Below are 16,848 nucleotides of genomic sequence, written 5' to 3'. Positions count from 1 at the left end.
TAACCTCCTTAAACAAGTCTACGGTGTCTAGCCGCGCTCAAGCAGTTGACGAAGTCGCTCAGCTGCTTCGAGGGTGGGCGCAAGCTCCGCCACTAATGCTAAACGTAGTCGACCCGAACCGGGGTTATGGCCATTTTTCCCTGGGCGGCTCATGAGGCTGCCAGGTAACACGCTGACGTGTTGCTCACTAAATAGCCGCTGAGTAAAGGCGATGTCATCGCCGTCGGGCACTGCTGGCCACAGGTAAAAGCTAGCTTCCGGCGTAGGGAAGTCCATTACGGGTGCCAGCACGTTGGTGACAGAGCTAAATTTTTCGCGGTAAGCGTCCCGGTTGGCACGTACGTGGGTTTCATCCTGCCAGGCGGCGATAGAGGCGTGCTGAAGCGGCAACGACATTGCACAGCCATGATAGGTGCGGTAGCGCTTAAACGGCGCGAGAAGGTTCGCGTCACCCGCTATAAAGCCGGAGCGTAGCCCTGGCAGGTTAGAGCGCTTAGATAGCGAATGAAACACTACGCAGCGTTGATAGTCGTCGCGTCCAAGCTCTGCGCAGGCTTGTAGCAGGCCGGGAGGGGGCGTGCTTTCATCCAGATATAGCTCTGAGTAGCACTCATCGGAGGCGATGATAAAGTCGTGCTCATCAGCCAGTGCGATGAGCTCCTTGAATTCAGAAAGTGGCGTGACGGCCCCTGTGGGGTTGCCAGGTGAGCAAATGAATACCATTTGTACATCGCGCCAGGTTGCCGCGCTCACGGCCGAAAAATCAGGGCGGAAACCGTTGTCAGCCGTGCAATCCAAATAGAGCGGCTCGCCACCTGCCAGTAGTGTGGCCCCTTCATAAATTTGGTAGAAGGGATTAGGGACAGCCACCTTAGCGGGGCGCTGGCGATCCAAGGCGGCTTGCACAAAGGCAAAAATTGCTTCGCGGGTGCCGTTAACGGGGAGTACTTGCTGTTCGGCATCTAGCCCGGCAAGCGAAAAGCGTTGGATTGCCCAGTGGGCAATGGTTTCGCGTAGGGCGGGTAGGCCGTTGGTTGCCGGGTAGCGAGCCATCTCTAATTGATGGGCAACCAGCGCCTCTAACGCCCCTGCGTAAGGGGCGTGTTGAGGCTCCCCAATAGTGAGGGGAATATGTGCAAGCCCCACCGGTGGCACAAGCGCTGCCTTTAGGGCGGCTAGCTTTTCAAACGGATAGGGGTGCAGAAGGTTTAGATCAGGATTCATGGCATGTCCGTTGATAGCCTAAAGGCGGTGCTGGATGTCTGTAAAAACGGCCAACTAAACCGCCGATTATAGGCAACCCCTGGTGCCACCTCAAACTTAACCACCAAGGCGTCGCTCATTTAAGCGCTTACACGCCTAATACTTCGATAAGCCGTTCGCGAAGCTGCTGTTGCCGTTCTGGATCGGTGAGCGGCTCGCCCGCTTTCGTGGTGATAAAGAAAACGTCTTCAACCCGTTCCCCCAACGTGGCAATTTTCGCAGCCGATAAGGCAATATCCTGTTCCATAAAAATACGCCCGACACGAGCCAGCAGGCCGGGGCGATCTGGGGCAGTTAGCTCTAGCAGCGTACGTTCGTTGGCTGGGTCCTGCTCAATGACCACCTCGGTGGGTACCTTGAAGTGCTTAAGCTGGCGCGGTGTGTGGCGCGTGACGATCTCTGGATAGTCATCCGGATCGTCCAGCTCTTCGACGAGATGCCGACGCATCTCCTCAATATGCTCAGGATCACGGATAGGTTGGCCGTAATGATCTAGCACAATAAACGTATTTAGCGTCCAGTCGTTGTGCGAGGTGGCGATGCGGGCATCATGGATAGATAGACCTAGCTGCTCCATGGCGGCGGCGGTCGCGGCAAATAGGTCGTCTACCGAGCGGGTATGGATAAAAACCTTGGTGCCGCCTTCGGCCATATCGGCGGTGGGTGCGCTAATTAAGACTAGCGGCAAAACAGACGGCTGGTGGGCAAGAATGCCTTGGGTCTGCCAGACAATTTCGCTGGGTGCGTACTGAAGGAAATAGTCTTCGCCGAGGGACTCCCACAGTTGATCAATCTGAGCGCTGTCTACGCCGACTGTTTGCAGTAACGAACGGGCTTCGGTACGAGTTTCGCGCACCCAGTCATCTCGGTCAGGCGGGTTTTTTAGCCCTCGTCTCAGTGCTCGCTTGGTTTCAGCATGAAGCTGGCGCAACAGCGACGCACGCCAGCCGTTCCACAGGGTGGGGTTGGTTGCATTGATATCGGCAACGGTGAGCACGTAGAGATAGTCTAAGCGGGTCTCGTCGCGCACTGTTAGAGCGAAGTCGCGAATCACGTCCGGATCACTAATGTCGCGCTTCTGGGCGGTCATAGACATCAATAGGTGATGCTCCACCAGCCAGCGCAGTAAGTTGGTGTCGTGTTGAGAGACATGGTGACGATGACAGAATTGCTCAACATCACGCGCACCAATCTCAGAATGATCGCCGCCGCGGCCCTTGCCAACATCGTGAAACAGCCCGGCAATCCACAGCAGATCCATTTTAGGCAGTTGATGAATCAGTGTGGCTGCGACGGGGAAGTCGTCTTTGGCATCCGGTTTGCGAAAACCGTGTAAAAACTTCAGTAAGCGAAGGGTGTGGGCGTCTACCGTGTAAATGTGGAACAAGTCGTGCTGCATCAACCCGACCGCGCGACCAAATTCTGGCAGATACTTGCCCAAGATGCCGTAACGGTTCATGCGTCTTAATTGGCGAGGGACATTGCCGGGAGCCCGCAAAATGGACATGAATAGTCGCTGATGGCGAGGGTCTTCGCGGTAGTGGTCATCAATTTGATGGCGATGGTCACGGATCAGGCGAATGGTGTCGGCGCGTACCCCTTCTATTTCCGGGTGCTTTGCCATCAGCAGAAACAGTTCCAGCATGGCCGCAGGTCGCTCACGAAACAGATTGCGTGAGCGCGCTTGGATGTAGCCGCCTTTGGTTTCGAAGCGCTCGTTTAGCTTAACGGTTTCCAAGGCCTCTTTGCCGCGCAGAATAACCTCATCAAAGTGCTGTAACAGCATGTCGTTAAGCCCAGCCAGGGCGGTCACATGCCGGTAGTAGCGCTTCATGAACTGTTCAACTGCTAAGCGCTCAGGGGTATCCCTAAAGCCAAACATTTCGGCAATGGTACGTTGGTGATCAAAAAGTAATCGATCTTCGGCGCGGTCTGTTAGCATGTGCAGGGCATAACGCACCTGCCATAAAAAGGCTTGGCCCTGGCTTAGAATGCGCAGTTCGGCATCATTCATAAAGCCATTCGCGACGATGTCAGCATAGTGCTCAGTGTCGAAATGGCGTTTAGCTACCCAGCCAATCATTTGAATATCACGTAGGCCGCCTGGGGAGCTTTTCAGGTTTGGCTCTAGGTGGTATTCCGAGTTGTTGTAGCGATAGTGGCGGGCAATTTGTTCTTGCCACTTTGCTTCAAAAAAACGGTCAGCAGGCCAAATATGCTCGGCGCTAAGGCGTTCACGCATCTTTTGGCGAAGATGTTCGGGGCCAGCAATGAGTCGCGATTCCAACAGGTTGGTCATCACTGTGACATCAGCTTCAGCTTCCCGCTCACAGTCATTAAGCGAGCGCACGCTATGGCCGATCTCGAGACCGATATCCCATAAGAAGGTAATGAAAGCGCTTAGCGACTCGCGATAAGGGGTGTCATCATCATGCTCCAGTAGCAGTAGGAGGTCGATGTCTGAGTGCGGGTGTAGCTCGCCTCGGCCGTAACCACCCACTGCCACCAGGGCAACGCCATCGTCAGGCCAGTCGTGCTGGGCCCAGGCAATGGCTAGCAACTGATCCAGATACCACGCTCGCCCGCGGACTAGGTCGCGTATATCAGCCCCAGAGCGAAATTGCTCATCCAGCTTGGCTTGTAGCTCCCGAAGCGCCGCCTTAAACGGCGCAATGGGGGAGCGTGATCCGGCGAGTTCGGTGCGAAACATAGCGAGATCGTACAGCGTGGTGTCCGGCTCGAACCGGTAGTGATGAAGAAGCATCAGCGATTTAGAAAACTGAAGTCTTCGTCGCTGCGTGCAGTCAGCACGTCAACACCGGTTTCTGTGACCAGCAGCGTGTGCTCCCACTGGGCAGATAAGCTTCGATCCTTAGTGACCGCTGTCCAACCATCGCGTAGCACCTTGGTTTTATAGCCGCCTACGTTAATCATTGGTTCGATAGTAAAACACATGCCAGCTTCCAGCGAGATGTCGGCATCGGGTGCATAGCCATCATAGTGAAGAAACTGCGGATCTTCGTGGAAATCGGCGCCGATGCCGTGACCGCAGAAGTCGCGCACCACGGAGTAGCCGTGTGCTTCAGCATGTTGCTGAATGACGCGGGCAAGTTCCGAAAGGTGTATGCCTGGCTTTACTAGCTCAATGCTTTTGTACAGGCACTCTTGGGTGATACGACATAAGCGCTCGCCCTGGATCGTATCGCCGATGACGAACATCACGCTGGAATCACCGTGGTAGCCGTCGGTTGTTTTGACGGTGATATCCAAATTCATGATATCGCCGTTCTTCAATTTTTTGGCATCATCAGGAATGCCATGACAGACCACGTGATTGATTGATGTACATGTTGCTTTCGGAAAACCGTGGTAGTTCAGCGGGGCAGGTGTAGAGCCCAAATTGTTAACAATAAAATCGTGGCACAGGCGATCAATTTCACCCGTAGAGATCCCCGCCTTGATGTGGGGGGTGATCATTTCAATGACGCTGGCGGCTTGGCGCCCGGCTTCACGCATTTTCTCGATTTCAGAAGGCGTCTTGATAGGAACGTTCATGAATTCTCGATGTGGGTTCTAAAGTAAGTGGTGAACGGCAATGGTGAGCGGTAAATTAAGACCGTTACATGCGCTGTGACTTCATCTTGGTAATGATCTATGGTATAAAGCCGCGCGCTTTCCTGCAATCGCCATCCGATGCTTCTTTTTCAGTTGGTCATCTGCAGAAAGGCTATTTAAACGTAATGCAGAAATCTGTGTTACTAAACAGCAAGCCTTGAAAACACACATGCACCGGCACATGGTCCCGGGTGCCGCTGGCAGCGTTTGACGATGCCACTGGTCGGATCCATGGGGTGCGTGGAGGCCTAACCCGAGTTTCAGGAGTTTTATCATGTCTCACGTTAATATGCGTGACCTGCTGAAAGCAGGCGCTCACTTCGGTCACCAAACCAAGTACTGGAATCCGAAGATGGGCAAGTTCATCTTCGGCGCGCGCAACAAGATTCATATCATCAACCTCGAGCACACTTTGCCGGCGCTGAACGAAGCGATCGACGTGGTTGAGAAGATGGCGGCATCCAACAACAAAATTTTGTTTGTTGGCACCAAGCGCAGCGCTAGCAAGATCATCAAAGAAGAAGCAAACCGCGTTAACCAGCCGTTCGTCAACCATCGCTGGTTGGGTGGTATGCTGACTAACTTCAAGACCATTCGTCAGTCCATCAAGCGTCTGCGTGATCTTGAAACCATGCGCGAAGACGGCACGTTCGAGAAGCTGACCAAGAAAGAAGTCTTGATGGCAACTCGCGAGCAAGAGAAGCTTGAGCGTTCTATCGGCGGTATCAAGAACATGGGCGGCCTTCCTGACGCGCTGTTCGTTATCGATGTTGACCACGAGCGCATCGCGATCAACGAAGCCAACAAACTGGGTATCCCGGTTATTGGTGTGGTAGATACCAACTCAAACCCAGATGGCGTTGATTACGTTATCCCGGGTAACGACGACTCCATCCGCGCTATTCAGATCTACGTGAAAGCAATTGCTGACGCGTGTGGTCGTGCAAAAGAAGGTCGTCCGGAAGAGTTTGTTGAAGTGACTGAAGAAGCCGCTTCTGCCGACACTGACGCTGCTGCCGAGTAACGGTTGCAGTGGTGCGGCGGCCAGATAAGCCGCATCATGTTTAAGAGGGGGCCTTATGCCCCCTTTTTCCCGCTTTGAGTTCGCTCAAGTGGGCCGATTATGCCGGACGCTTAATGCCGGCGAATGCTCTACAAAGTGATACGCAACGGTCATCTACCGAGCCTATACTCTGTAGCGCGTTTAACTTTCAGCTAGAACCATTTCCGAGGTGAAAACTCATGGCTGCTATCAGCGCCTCTCAGGTTAAGGAACTGCGCGAACGTACCGGTCTTGGCATGATGGAGTGTAAAAAAGCACTTACTGAAGCCGACGGTGATATCGAAGTTGCAATCGAGAACCTGCGTAAAAGCTCCGGCCTTAAAGCCGCGAAAAAAGCGGGTCGTACCGCTGCAGAAGGTGCCGTTGTTACTCGCGTAGCAGAAGACGGCAGCTACGGCGTAATGGTCGAGATCAACTCCGAAACTGATTTCGTTGCCCGTGACGACAACTTCATCGCTTTCACCAACAAGATCGCGGATGCGTTCTTTGCGGCGAAAAATGAAGACGTTGCAGCGGTAATGGCTGGCGACCTCGAGTCTACTCGTGAGCAGCTGGTACAGAAAATCGGCGAGAATATCGGTGTGCGTCGTGCCGTTGTTGTGAACGCTGTTGAAGGTGGCCTTGTAGGCGAATACGTTCACGGCGGCCGTATCGGCGTCTTGACCGTTCTGAAAGGTGGTAACACGGAAGCTGCTAAAGACGTTGCTATGCACGTAGCAGCGATCAATCCGTCGGTTGCGCACCCAGAAGATATGCCGCAGGAAGAGCTGGATAAAGAAAAAGCGATTATTCTGGCCCAGCCGGACATGGCCGGTAAGCCTGAGCAGATCGCTGAGAAAATGGTTCAAGGCCGTCTGAAAAAGTACTTGGCCGAGAACAGCCTGACCGAACAGCCGTTCGTTAAAGACCCGAACCAATCCGTTGCCGAGTTCGTGAAAGCGGCGGGTGGCGAAGTGGTTAGCTTCACTCGCTTTGAAGTGGGCGAAGGCATCGAGAAAGAAGAAGTCGACTTTGCTAAAGAAGTTATGGAACAGGCTGGCCGTCGCTAAGGTCAGAGGTTTCAGAAAGAAGATGGCGTGCGCGCGAGCGCACGCTTTTGTGTATCCGGCCCCTGTGAAAAACTGGGGTCGTCTCGCCCGCCTGTGTTCAGGTCTGCCTCAGGAGAGATGCCATGTCACGTGAAGTTCAAGAGTCCGCCCCCGCAGTTGCTGCCAGCAAGGCTGAAAAGTCGAAATCAAAATACAAACGTATTTTGCTGAAGTTGTCTGGCGAAGCGCTAATGGGTGAGCACGATTTTGGTATTGATCCGAAAGTGCTGGATCGTATGGCACTAGAGATCGGCCAATTGGTTGGTATTGGCGTTCAGGTGGGTATCGTGATTGGTGGTGGAAACCTATTTCGTGGCGCGGCGCTTAATGAAGCCGGCATGGATCGGGTGACGGGTGACCACATGGGAATGCTGGCAACAGTGATGAATGCGCTAGCAATGCGGGATGCACTTGAGCGCTCCAATATTCGCTCGCGGGTAATGTCAGCGATTCCCATGAGTGGTGTGGTGGAGCATTACGACCGCCGCACCGCCATCCGCTACTTAACGTCCGGAGACGTGGTGCTGTTTTCAGCTGGTACGGGTAACCCTTTCTTTACGACCGACTCTGCAGCCTGCTTACGTGGTATTGAAGTAGATGTTGACGTGGTGATCAAAGCCACCAAAGTGGACGGCGTGTACAATAAAGATCCGGTTAAGCATCCCGATGCCGTGAAGTACGACCAGCTCTCCTACGACGATGCCCTAGACCAAAAATTGGGCGTTATGGATTTGACCGCAATCTGCCTGGTACGTGACCATAATATGCCGGTGCGGGTATTTGATATGAATAAGCCTGGTGCCCTGCTGAATTTGGTAGTAGGGGGCAAGGAAGGCACGCTGATAGACAGAGGGTAATATCGTGATCAATGACATCAAGAAAGATGCAGAATCTCGCATGAAGAAAAGCGTTGAAGCGCTGCACAGTAACTTCAACAAGATCCGTACGGGGCGTGCTCATCCCAGTATTCTCGACGCTGTTACCGTTGATTATTACGGTGGCCAGGTGCCGCTAAATCAAGTGGCTTCTGTTAACGTGGAAGATGCTCGTACACTGACAGTGACGCCTTGGGAGCAGGGCATGGTGCCTAAGATTGAAAAGGCAATTATGACCTCTGATCTGGGGCTCAATCCTGCCAGCGCCGGTAATGTCATTCGTGTGCCGATGCCGATGCTGACCGAAGAAACGCGCAAAGGTTACATCAAGCAGGCGCGTAGCGAAGCTGAACATGCGCGCGTGGCGGTGCGTAACGTACGTCGTGATGCCAACGGTGATTTTAAGTCTTTGCTGAAGGATAAAGAAATTACTGAAGACGATCAGCGCCAGGGCGAAGACGAAATCCAGAAGTTGACGGATAAGTATATTGCTGAGGTTGATAAAGCGCTTGCCGCAAAAGAACAAGATCTCATGCAGGTATAGTTATTAGTGTAAAAATAGCTACCTGCTTTCAATCAACCACGGGGAGCTTGGCTGCCCGTGGGCCATCGCTTGGCTTTACTATGACTGATCTTTGGTGCGAGAACCCATGACGTCTCCGCAGCTTCCCCAAGCGCAGCAGGATGGCACACCGCCTTCTCGATCCGAGGAGGCACCGCCATCCCATGTTGCTATTATTATGGATGGTAATAACCGCTGGGCGCGTGCACGTGGGCTTTCCGGAGTACGCGGTCACCGAGCCGGTGTTGAAGCCGTGCGGGCGGTTATTGAACGCGCTGCGCAGCGAGGCGTTCAGACACTGAGTCTTTTTGCTTTTTCTAGTGAAAATTGGAAGCGTCCAGCAGCTGAGGTGAATGCCTTGATGGAGCTTTTTTTGATGGCGCTTAAGCGTGAAGTCAAAAAGCTCAATGAGCGTAATATTCGCCTGTCAATTATTGGCGAACAGCGTGGTTTCTCCTATGCGATCCAAAAGCATATTCAGCGTGCCGAGTCGTTAACCGCAGAGAATACTGGCATGCATCTGGTGATTGCGGCCAACTACGGTGGCCAATGGGACCTTGCGCGAGCGGCTAGGCAGTTGGCGGAGCAAGTAGCCGCAGGTGAGTTAGTGGCTTCCGATATTGATGAGGCGCGTCTTGATGCGGCAATGAATACGCACAATGTACCGCCGGTAGATTTATGCATCCGCACCAGCGGGGAGCAGCGGCTATCTAACTTTATGTTATGGCAGTTGGCTTATGCAGAACTGCATTTTTCGCCACTGCTCTGGCCAGATTTCAACGGGGCGGCGCTTGATGAAGCGCTGGACGACTTTTGCCTACGTCGCCGTCGTTTTGGTATGACCGACGCACAAATAGAGGCGCAAGGTGCTTAAACAGCGGATGATTACAGCAGCTTGGTTAGCGCCCCTGACGCTGATCGGCTTGTTCGGACTACAAGGTGGAGCCTTTGCACTGTTTACAGCACTAATTGTGCTGCTAGGTGCTTGGGAGTGGACCAACTTAGCCGGTGTAGCCCGCCAGGGAGCGCGATTTTTCCTGGTGGTTGTTATGGGAGTATTAATGCTGGCGATGTGGCTGGCAGAGGCAGCGCTAGCCGCTTGGCCGCTTTGGCTGGCAGCTGTGGGGTGGGTGATTAATCTTTATTGGGTGACTCACTACCCTGATACTGCCAACCAATGGCAAGCCACTTCTCGTCGGTTGCTCATGGGTGTGTGGGTGCTGCTGCCGTGCTGGGTAGGATTCAATGTGCTCCGCGATAGTGGTGCTGTATGGCTGCTGTTTGTGCTATTGCTGGTCTGGACCGCTGATATTGGCGCCTACTTTGCTGGCAGGCGTTGGGGGAAAAATAAGCTTGCTCCAAAAGTGAGCCCAGGTAAGTCCTGGGAAGGTGTTTATGGCGGCCTTGCGGCCACACTATTGCTAGCGATTGTGTTCGCTGTGTGGCAGCCCATTAATCTTATGGGCGGTGTTGCACTGGTAGTGATTACCGGATTGGTTACGCTAGTTTCAGTGCTTGGTGATCTTCTCGAAAGTATGCTTAAGCGCTATCGGGATATTAAAGATTCAAGCCAGCTCTTGCCAGGCCACGGTGGCGTATTGGATCGTATTGATAGCTTGACGGCAGCAGTGCCTATTTTTGCGCTGTTCTATCTGCAGGTGATCCATCTCCAGGTGAGCGTCCTATGAGCCCACCAGCTGTTCAACGTATTACAGTGCTTGGTTCAACAGGCTCAATTGGTAAAAGTACTCTTGATGTCATTGCTCAATATCCAGATCGTTATAGCGTTTATGCCTTAACGGCTCATACCTCAAAAGAAGCGCTCTTAGCGCAATGTCGTGTTCATCGTCCAGTTGTTGCTGTGTTAGATGATCCTGAGGATGCGGCCTGGTTGCAGCAAGCAATTTTAACATCAGGCCTCACTACCAATGTTCTTTCAGGGGCTATGGCGCTTTGCCAGGTGGCACGAGACAGGCAGGTGGATACCGTTATGGCCGCTATTGTTGGCGCAGCGGGCCTGCTACCTGCGCTAGCAGCTGCCGAGTCAGGTAAGCGCGTACTGTTGGCCAATAAAGAAGCTTTAGTGATGAGTGGCGCCCTGTTTATGGACGCTGTTGCTCGCTCAGGTGCAACTTTATTGCCGATTGATTCCGAACATAATGCTATTTACCAATGTCTACCTACCGAGCATAGAGGTGGATTGCGTCAGCACGGTGTTCGCCAGCTGCTGCTCACCGCCTCTGGCGGCCCTTTTCGTGGCTGGCAGGCAGAAGATATCGCTAATGTGACCCCCGAGCAGGCTTGTCATCATCCTAACTGGTCAATGGGGCGCAAAATCTCCGTCGACAGCGCGACGTTGATGAATAAAGGCTTAGAGCTTATCGAAGCGTGCTGGCTATTTGATGCAACGCCTGATCAGATACAGGTTGTAGTTCATCCGCAAAGCGTTATTCACTCTATGGTTGCCTATGATGATGGTTCGGTGATTGCGCAGCTGGGTAATCCTGATATGCGTACGCCTATTGCTTATGGATTGGCATGGCCGGAACGGATTGATGCGGGTGTTGAGACGTTGGATCTTTTTCAGGTGGCGCGTCTGGATTTCGAAGCCCCTGATGAAGCGCTTTTCCCCTGCTTGTCGCTCGCCCGCGATGCTATGCACAAGGGCGGCGCTGCACCGGCGATTTTGAATGCGGCGAATGAGGTCGCCGTGGAAGCTTTTCTGGAAGGACAGCTTGGCTTCAGCGCGATTGCTGATGTAGTGGCAAAAGTGATGGCTCTACCGTTTGAAGGACGTGCGGACACGCTTGAGCAGATATTATCTGCAGATCAGTGGGCACGGGAGCAGGCGGCGCTAATAGTATGCTAGTAATTCGCTTGGCATCAGCCATCGTTGATCAGCGAGTTATGTAAAGGAGCGAAGAGTGGGCCTGATTCAGAACATATTAGCGGTGATCGTGGTACTGGGGTTGTTGGTAACCTTTCACGAGTTTGGCCATTTTTGGGTGGCGCGGCGCTGCGGTGTAAAGGTGCTGCGCTTCTCGGTTGGCTTTGGTAAGCCGCTGTGGTCGACCGTTGATCGTCACGGCACAGAGTTTGCGGTGGCGGCCATACCGCTAGGCGGCTATGTGAAAATGCTTGACGAGCGTGAAGCGCCTGTACCTGAAGAGCAATTAGATCAAGCATTTAATCGTAAAAATGTGTGGCAGCGTATCGCTATTGTTGCTGCTGGCCCGATTGCAAATTTTTTACTCGCGATTGTGGCCTATTGGGCACTGTTTGTTGCTGGCACCACAACCGTTGCCCCAGTAGTGGGCGATGTTGCTCCTAACTCTCCTGCGGCAGAGGCAGGGCTTTCTCACGGTGCAGAGATTACCTCTATCCAGGGGGATGCTATGCGCTCCTGGGAAGAGATTAACTTAAAGCTTGTCTCCATGATCGGGTTTAATGGTGACTTGATGCTTGAAGCGCAGCCTGAAGGGGCGAATGCCTCACGGGTTTATCAGCTTCCTGTTGTTGACTACATGGTTCGCCAGGACCCGCCCCAGCCAATGCAGAGTTTGGGTATTACTCCTTGGCGCCCCAACGTACCCGCGGTGCTAGGCCAAGTGATTGATGGCCAGGCGGCTTCACAGTCTGGCCTGCGGGCAGGTGATCGTATTTTGTCACTGGATGGCGAGCCAATTGATGATTGGATGCAGTTTGTCTCGATTATTCGTGAGAGTGCAGGCCAAACCCTAGTGGTGAGTTACCAGCGTGGTGATGAGCAGGGCAGCCTCTCTTTAACGCCTGGTCGTAATACGCTGGAGAGTGGCGGTGAGGTTGGGTACATTGGTGCCGGAGCGCAGCAGGTAACATGGCCTGAAGAGTTTCAACGTGAAATTCGTTACGGGCCTGTAGCAGCGGTAGGTCAGGCGTTATCACGTACAGGTGAGATGACGCTACTGACGGTAGATGCTATCCGTAAGATGCTGGTGGGGCTTATTTCACCGTCGAACCTTTCGGGGCCGATTACCATCGCGCAGATATCAGGTGACTCTGCTCGTGCGGGGATGGAAGCGTTCGTAGGCTTTCTAGCGTATCTTTCCATCAGCCTTGGCGTGCTTAATCTACTGCCAATACCTGTGCTCGATGGTGGGCATTTACTTTATTATTTTATAGAGGTCGTGCGTGGGCGGCCGGTCTCTGAGCAAACGCAAGCAGTAGGGTTGCGTATTGGGCTTGCCATGGTAGGCACCCTAATGTTAATGGCTCTCTATTTTGATCTGATGCGCCTGTGGTAATGACGCGTGTAGGGCGCTGGATGCCTTGTCATCTGCCTGCACAAATGTATATGGTGCCTATCTGGAATGATGGGCAGACCAACGCGAGCGAACTGACTGCATGAAAATCAAGACCCTTGGAATGGCGGCATTGTTGCTGGTAGGTACCAGCAGTGCCCAAGCACAATCCTTTGATGTTTCCGACATTCGTGTGGAAGGACTGCAGCGGGTATCTGCCGCCTCGGTCTTTAATGCGTTTCCCGTCAATGCCAATGATCGCGTTAGCGAACAGCAGCTTGCTGCTGCTGCGCGAGATTTGTTTGCCACAGGCTTGTTTGAAGATGTTTCCCTCGCGCGAGAGGGGGATGTGTTGGTTATTCAGGTGGTTGAGCGGCCGACCATCGCGCGCTTGAACATCGAAGGGAATCAGCAGATTTCTGATGAGGATCTGCGCAATGGCCTACGCGAATCAGGCCTTTCCGAAGGGCAGGTGCTTCAGCTTTCCACATTGGAAGAGATTCAACGTGAGCTTGAAGGGGTTTATCAAGCTCAGGGACGCTACAGCGCAGGCATCGATGTTGAAGTTGATGAAATTGATGAGGGCCGCGTCCAGGTTAATATCAATGTTAATGAAGGCGAAGTCGCTAAAATCCGACAGATCAATATTGTTGGTAATGAGGCATTCGACGACGAGACGCTGCGCGACGTATTCGAGCTAAATGATCGGCCAGGGCGTGTTTTTGGTTGGTTCTCTAAGGATGATTACTCTCGTGAAGCGCTTGCAGGTGACATTGAGCGACTACGCTCTTTTTACCTGGATCGTGGTTACGTTAATTTTGATGTCACCTCAACGCAGGTATCGATTGGTCCCGAAAAGTCAGAAATTTTCATCACATTAAATATTGATGAAGGCAATCAGTTCCAAGTAGGTGACATTCGTTTTGCAGGTGATCTGCAAATCAGCGAAAACGAAGCGAACGAACTACTGACCATTAGCCGTGGTGATACGTTCTCTCGTGGCGATCTTAATGCGTCTACTGAAGCGCTTCGCCAGCGACTTGGTGCGGAAGGCTTTGCGTTTGCTGAAGTTCAAGGTATCCCTGAAATGGCCGGTGATGGTGAAACGGTTGATTTAGTGATCGCGGTCAACCCTGGTCAGCGAACTTATGTACGTCGCATTGAGTTTTTCGGCAATACCACAACGCAAGACGAAGTATTGCGTCGCGAAATGATCCAGTTAGAAGGTGCACCTGCCTCGACTGAGTCGATTACTCAGTCGCGTCAACGCTTAGAGCGTCTTGGCTTCTTTAGCCAAGTAGAGGTTGATACGCAACCGGTCCCGGGACAGCCTGACTTACTAGACGTAACGTATAACGTTGAAGAGCAGCCGTCTGGCTCAGTTTCTGCCAGTGTCGGCTTTTCACAAAGCGCAGGTGTGATTTACGGCGTTGGTCTGGCGCAAAATAACTTCCTGGGCACCGGGAACCGCGTCAACGTAGGTGCACAACGTAGTGATACGTTTACCAGTGTTAACTTTGCTTTCACGGATCCCTATTGGACACTGGATGGTATTTCGCGCGGTTATAATCTCTTTTATCGGGAAACTGATTACGGCGACTCCGATATTTCGACGTTCTCCACCGATGCTTACGGCGCTGGTATTAACTTCGGTTATCCCATCAGCGAGCTTTCCCGTCTGAACTTCGGCGCCAGTCTTGAAGAAATCACGGTTAAAACCTACAACGACTCTGCCTCAGAAATTATTCGTTACGTCGAAGATCAAGGCGATAATGCACAAAGCCTGAAGCTGACTGCGAGCTGGACACGTAATAACTTGAACCGTGGCATTATGCCAACAGCGGGTAACTATCAGCGTGTATCGCTAGAAACAGGTGTCCCTGGTAGTGATGCGGAGTACTACAAGCTGCGTGCTCGTGCCCAGCAGCTATTCCCGATCAATGATGACCAGACCTGGGCGTTGAAGTTTACCGGTAATCTAGGCTATGCCGACACGCTGGGTAGCAATGATCCTTATCCGTTCTATGAGAACTTCTATGCGGGTGGCTTAGGTTCAGTACGTGGTTTTACTTCAAACACCCTGGGACAGCGTACAACGCCGACTCGAGATGGTGGTCGTGACCGTACGTTGGGTGGCAATATATTGGTAGAAGGGTCGGCAGAAGTGCTCTTCCCAATGCCCTTTGTGGAAGATCAGCGTGCGATTCAACCGTCGCTCTTCCTCGACGCGGGTAATACCTTCTTGAGTTCTTGCTATGATGTGCAGGAAGCAGATGTTGGGCGCCAGCAATGCAGTTCTGGAGTCGACTTGGGTGACTTGCGTTACAGCGTTGGTATCGGCCTTTCGTGGCTAACGCCGGTAGGCCCGTTGACCTTCAGCGTGGCAGAGCCGTTAAGCGATAAAAGCGGTGACGATACTCAGTTCTTCCAGTTCTCGCTGGGCCAAACGTTCTAACATGGTGGGATACGTTGGTACCTACCTAATAAAAAGGAGTTAACACGATGCGTAAACTGACAGCAGCTGTGTGCCTACTTGGTGCAATGACGCTACCCGCCTACGCCGTTGCCGCTGAAGTGGCAGTGCTTGATTGGCGCGCCGCGTTGATGAATACACAGTCGGCTCAGTCATCGTTGAGCCAACTGGAAGGCCAAATCGGTAACCAGCAGCGTGAGGCTCAAGCGTTGGGCGAAGAGCTTCAACGCCTACAAGAGCGTTTACAGCGTGAAGGTGAGACGATGTCTCAGTCTCAGCGAGATCCGCTCATTGCTGAGCTTCAGCAAAAGGGTAGCCGCTTTGAGCAGCTGCGCCGTGAAGTGATCCAAGCGCAGCAAGCATCTGAGCAGCGGTTTCTTGAAGGCGCTGAGCCCAAGCTGGAACAAGCGGTAGAGCAGGTGCTAGAGCGCCACAACATTGATGTTCTGGTAGAACCTCAAGGGGTGTTGCACTCATCAACTGACCTGCCTAATGTGACTAATGAAGTCACACAGATTTTTGATTCGCTAAACTAATTTTAGGACTGTTGGTGCGGGCTAGCCCGCACCCATGTTTCTCTGGGCTTCTATGACGCACGCTCCTCATCACCTTACCCTTGCGGATATTGCACGTCACTTGGACGTCGATTTTGAAGGCGACGCCGAACAGCCGATTCGGGGTCTTGCAACGCTTAAAGAGGCAGCGCCTGATCAAGTCGCATTTCTCGCTAATCGTGCGTATTTAAAAGATCTAGCAACCACAAAAGCAGCGGCGGTGCTGCTTCATCCTGAGCATGGCAAGAATTGCCCTGTTCCGCGTTTAGAGATGGCTAATCCTTACTTAGGTTACGCAAAGCTTTCCCAGCTATTTGATCCGTTACCTGCTCGGGATGTTACAGGTATTCACCCTACAGCTGTTGTAGCGGATGACGCTATGTTGGGCAAAGGTGTTTCTGTTCAAGCACATGCAGTGATTGAGGCAGGCGTTGTGTTAGGTGAGCGTGTAGTTGTTGGTGCTGGCAGTGTGATTGGTGCCGATAGTGTGATTGGCGATGATACTCGGCTACACGCCAACGTTACTGTTTGCCACGGTGTTGTTGTGGGCAAGCGAGTGATTTTGCAAAGCGGCTGTGTGATTGGTGGTGATGGTTTCGGCTTTGCCCATGACGGGGCAGGATGGCACAAAATCGCTCAATTAGGCGGGGTTGTGCTAGGCGATGATGTTGAAGTCGGCAGCTGCTCAAGCATTGACCGTGGCGCGTTGGGAGACACCGTCATTGGCAACGACGTAAAAATCGATAGCCAGGTACAGATTGCGCATAACGTAATCATTGGTGATCACAGTGCACTTGCGGGCTGTGTTGGTATTGCTGGCTCCACGACAGTGGGTAAACACTGCATGCTCGGAGGGGGCGTTGGACTGTCCGGACACCTTACTATTTGTGACGGTGTGCAGGTAACGGGGATGAGTCTAGTGACCAATTCGATTCATGAGCCAGGTGTCTACTCTTCGGGTACTGGTGCCATGAGTAATACCCAATGGCGCAAGAATGCGGTGCGATTTAAACAGCTAGATGAAATAGCCAAGCGTTTATCTCGTTTAGAGAAAAGCCATCGCAGCAAGTAGAAT

At 52.7% G+C, this 16,848-nt stretch carries 14 protein-coding genes; 11 read left to right on the top strand and 3 right to left on the bottom strand.

The window, feature by feature from the left end:
* Positions 1 to 27: 27 nt before the first annotated feature.
* The 3 genes from dapC to map all read right to left on the bottom strand — a co-directional run bounded on the left by dapC (position 28) and on the right by map (position 4,818).
* Entirely contained in the window at positions 28 to 1,224 is a 1,197-nt protein-coding gene (gene dapC, locus K7H08_RS13740; RefSeq protein WP_231658269.1) for a succinyldiaminopimelate transaminase, read from the bottom strand.
* A gap of 127 nt (positions 1,225 to 1,351) precedes the next feature.
* The gene (locus tag K7H08_RS13735; RefSeq protein WP_120385809.1) at positions 1,352 to 4,027 is read right to left on the bottom strand and encodes a [protein-PII] uridylyltransferase; all 2,676 of its coding nucleotides are present in this window, start codon (positions 4,025 to 4,027) and stop codon (positions 1,352 to 1,354) included.
* Positions 4,027 to 4,818 carry a type I methionyl aminopeptidase gene (map, locus tag K7H08_RS13730; protein ID WP_038481127.1) on the bottom strand — a complete coding sequence of 264 codons (792 nt, stop codon included), beginning with the start codon at positions 4,816 to 4,818 and terminating at the stop codon, positions 4,027 to 4,029. Before map ends, K7H08_RS13735 begins: the two co-directional genes overlap by 1 nt.
* A gap of 334 nt (positions 4,819 to 5,152) precedes the next feature.
* Between map and rpsB the strand changes: the two genes are divergently transcribed.
* The 11 genes from rpsB to lpxD all read left to right on the top strand — a co-directional run bounded on the left by rpsB (position 5,153) and on the right by lpxD (position 16,845).
* Entirely contained in the window at positions 5,153 to 5,902 is a 750-nt protein-coding gene (rpsB, locus tag K7H08_RS13725; protein ID WP_038481130.1) for a 30S ribosomal protein S2, read from the top strand.
* Between the two features lie 218 nt (positions 5,903 to 6,120).
* Positions 6,121 to 6,990: a translation elongation factor Ts gene (tsf, locus tag K7H08_RS13720; protein ID WP_038481144.1), complete on the top strand. Its 870-nt coding sequence runs from the start codon at positions 6,121 to 6,123 to the stop codon at positions 6,988 to 6,990.
* 122 nt (positions 6,991 to 7,112) lie between these two features.
* Positions 7,113 to 7,886, top strand: coding sequence for a UMP kinase (gene pyrH / locus K7H08_RS13715; RefSeq protein WP_038481158.1), 774 nt, complete (start codon positions 7,113 to 7,115; stop codon positions 7,884 to 7,886).
* Between the two features lie 4 nt (positions 7,887 to 7,890).
* Positions 7,891 to 8,448 carry a ribosome recycling factor gene (gene frr / locus K7H08_RS13710; RefSeq protein ID WP_038481172.1) on the top strand — a complete coding sequence of 186 codons (558 nt, stop codon included), beginning with the start codon at positions 7,891 to 7,893 and terminating at the stop codon, positions 8,446 to 8,448.
* Positions 8,449 to 8,554: 106 nt separating this feature from the next.
* A complete protein-coding gene (gene uppS / locus K7H08_RS13705) occupies positions 8,555 to 9,340 on the top strand; it encodes a polyprenyl diphosphate synthase (protein WP_038481184.1) in 786 nt (261 codons plus the stop codon).
* Positions 9,333 to 10,154 (top strand): phosphatidate cytidylyltransferase, encoded by an 822-nt coding sequence (locus K7H08_RS13700; protein ID WP_095602778.1) that lies wholly within the window; start codon positions 9,333 to 9,335, stop codon positions 10,152 to 10,154. Before uppS ends, K7H08_RS13700 begins: the two co-directional genes overlap by 8 nt.
* The gene (gene ispC / locus K7H08_RS13695) at positions 10,151 to 11,335 is read left to right on the top strand and encodes a 1-deoxy-D-xylulose-5-phosphate reductoisomerase (protein WP_231658268.1); all 1,185 of its coding nucleotides are present in this window, start codon (positions 10,151 to 10,153) and stop codon (positions 11,333 to 11,335) included. Before K7H08_RS13700 ends, ispC begins: the two co-directional genes overlap by 4 nt.
* A 55-nt stretch (positions 11,336 to 11,390) precedes the next feature.
* Positions 11,391 to 12,749, top strand: a complete 1,359-nt coding sequence (gene rseP / locus K7H08_RS13690) for an RIP metalloprotease RseP (protein WP_231658267.1) — start codon at positions 11,391 to 11,393, stop codon at positions 12,747 to 12,749.
* A gap of 100 nt (positions 12,750 to 12,849) precedes the next feature.
* Entirely contained in the window at positions 12,850 to 15,201 is a 2,352-nt protein-coding gene (gene bamA, locus K7H08_RS13685) for an outer membrane protein assembly factor BamA (RefSeq protein WP_370687195.1), read from the top strand.
* Between the two features lie 47 nt (positions 15,202 to 15,248).
* The gene (locus tag K7H08_RS13680) at positions 15,249 to 15,755 is read left to right on the top strand and encodes an OmpH family outer membrane protein (RefSeq protein WP_038481196.1); all 507 of its coding nucleotides are present in this window, start codon (positions 15,249 to 15,251) and stop codon (positions 15,753 to 15,755) included.
* Positions 15,756 to 15,807: 52 nt separating this feature from the next.
* Positions 15,808 to 16,845 (top strand): UDP-3-O-(3-hydroxymyristoyl)glucosamine N-acyltransferase, encoded by a 1,038-nt coding sequence (lpxD, locus tag K7H08_RS13675; protein ID WP_038486502.1) that lies wholly within the window; start codon positions 15,808 to 15,810, stop codon positions 16,843 to 16,845.
* Positions 16,846 to 16,848: the final 3 nt, after the last annotated feature.

It is taken from the genome of Halomonas sp. IOP_6, from assembly GCF_021151565.1.
In the GTDB taxonomy this organism is placed as follows: domain Bacteria; phylum Pseudomonadota; class Gammaproteobacteria; order Pseudomonadales; family Halomonadaceae; genus Vreelandella; species Vreelandella alkaliphila.
Note: the sequence above shows the minus strand (reverse complement) of the source record. Positions and strands in the feature narration are given on the sequence as shown.

What these genes read in the sequence shown, in the direction of transcription:
- ispC (WP_231658268.1), top strand. Translation starts at nt 10,151, where the DNA reads ATGAGCCCACCAGCTGTTCAACGTATTACAGTGCTTGGTTCAACAGGC.
- K7H08_RS13680 (WP_038481196.1), top strand. Translation starts at nt 15,249, where the DNA reads ATGCGTAAACTGACAGCAGCTGTGTGCCTACTTGGTGCAATGACGCTA.
- dapC (WP_231658269.1), bottom strand. Translation starts at nt 1,224, where the DNA reads ATGAATCCTGATCTAAACCTTCTGCACCCCTATCCGTTTGAAAAGCTA.
- rpsB (WP_038481130.1), top strand. Translation starts at nt 5,153, where the DNA reads ATGTCTCACGTTAATATGCGTGACCTGCTGAAAGCAGGCGCTCACTTC.
- K7H08_RS13735 (WP_120385809.1), bottom strand. Translation starts at nt 4,027, where the DNA reads ATGCTTCTTCATCACTACCGGTTCGAGCCGGACACCACGCTGTACGAT.
- pyrH (WP_038481158.1), top strand. Translation starts at nt 7,113, where the DNA reads ATGTCACGTGAAGTTCAAGAGTCCGCCCCCGCAGTTGCTGCCAGCAAG.
- map (WP_038481127.1), bottom strand. Translation starts at nt 4,818, where the DNA reads ATGAACGTTCCTATCAAGACGCCTTCTGAAATCGAGAAAATGCGTGAA.
- lpxD (WP_038486502.1), top strand. Translation starts at nt 15,808, where the DNA reads ATGACGCACGCTCCTCATCACCTTACCCTTGCGGATATTGCACGTCAC.
- uppS (WP_038481184.1), top strand. Translation starts at nt 8,555, where the DNA reads ATGACGTCTCCGCAGCTTCCCCAAGCGCAGCAGGATGGCACACCGCCT.
- tsf (WP_038481144.1), top strand. Translation starts at nt 6,121, where the DNA reads ATGGCTGCTATCAGCGCCTCTCAGGTTAAGGAACTGCGCGAACGTACC.
- bamA (WP_370687195.1), top strand. Translation starts at nt 12,850, where the DNA reads ATGAAAATCAAGACCCTTGGAATGGCGGCATTGTTGCTGGTAGGTACC.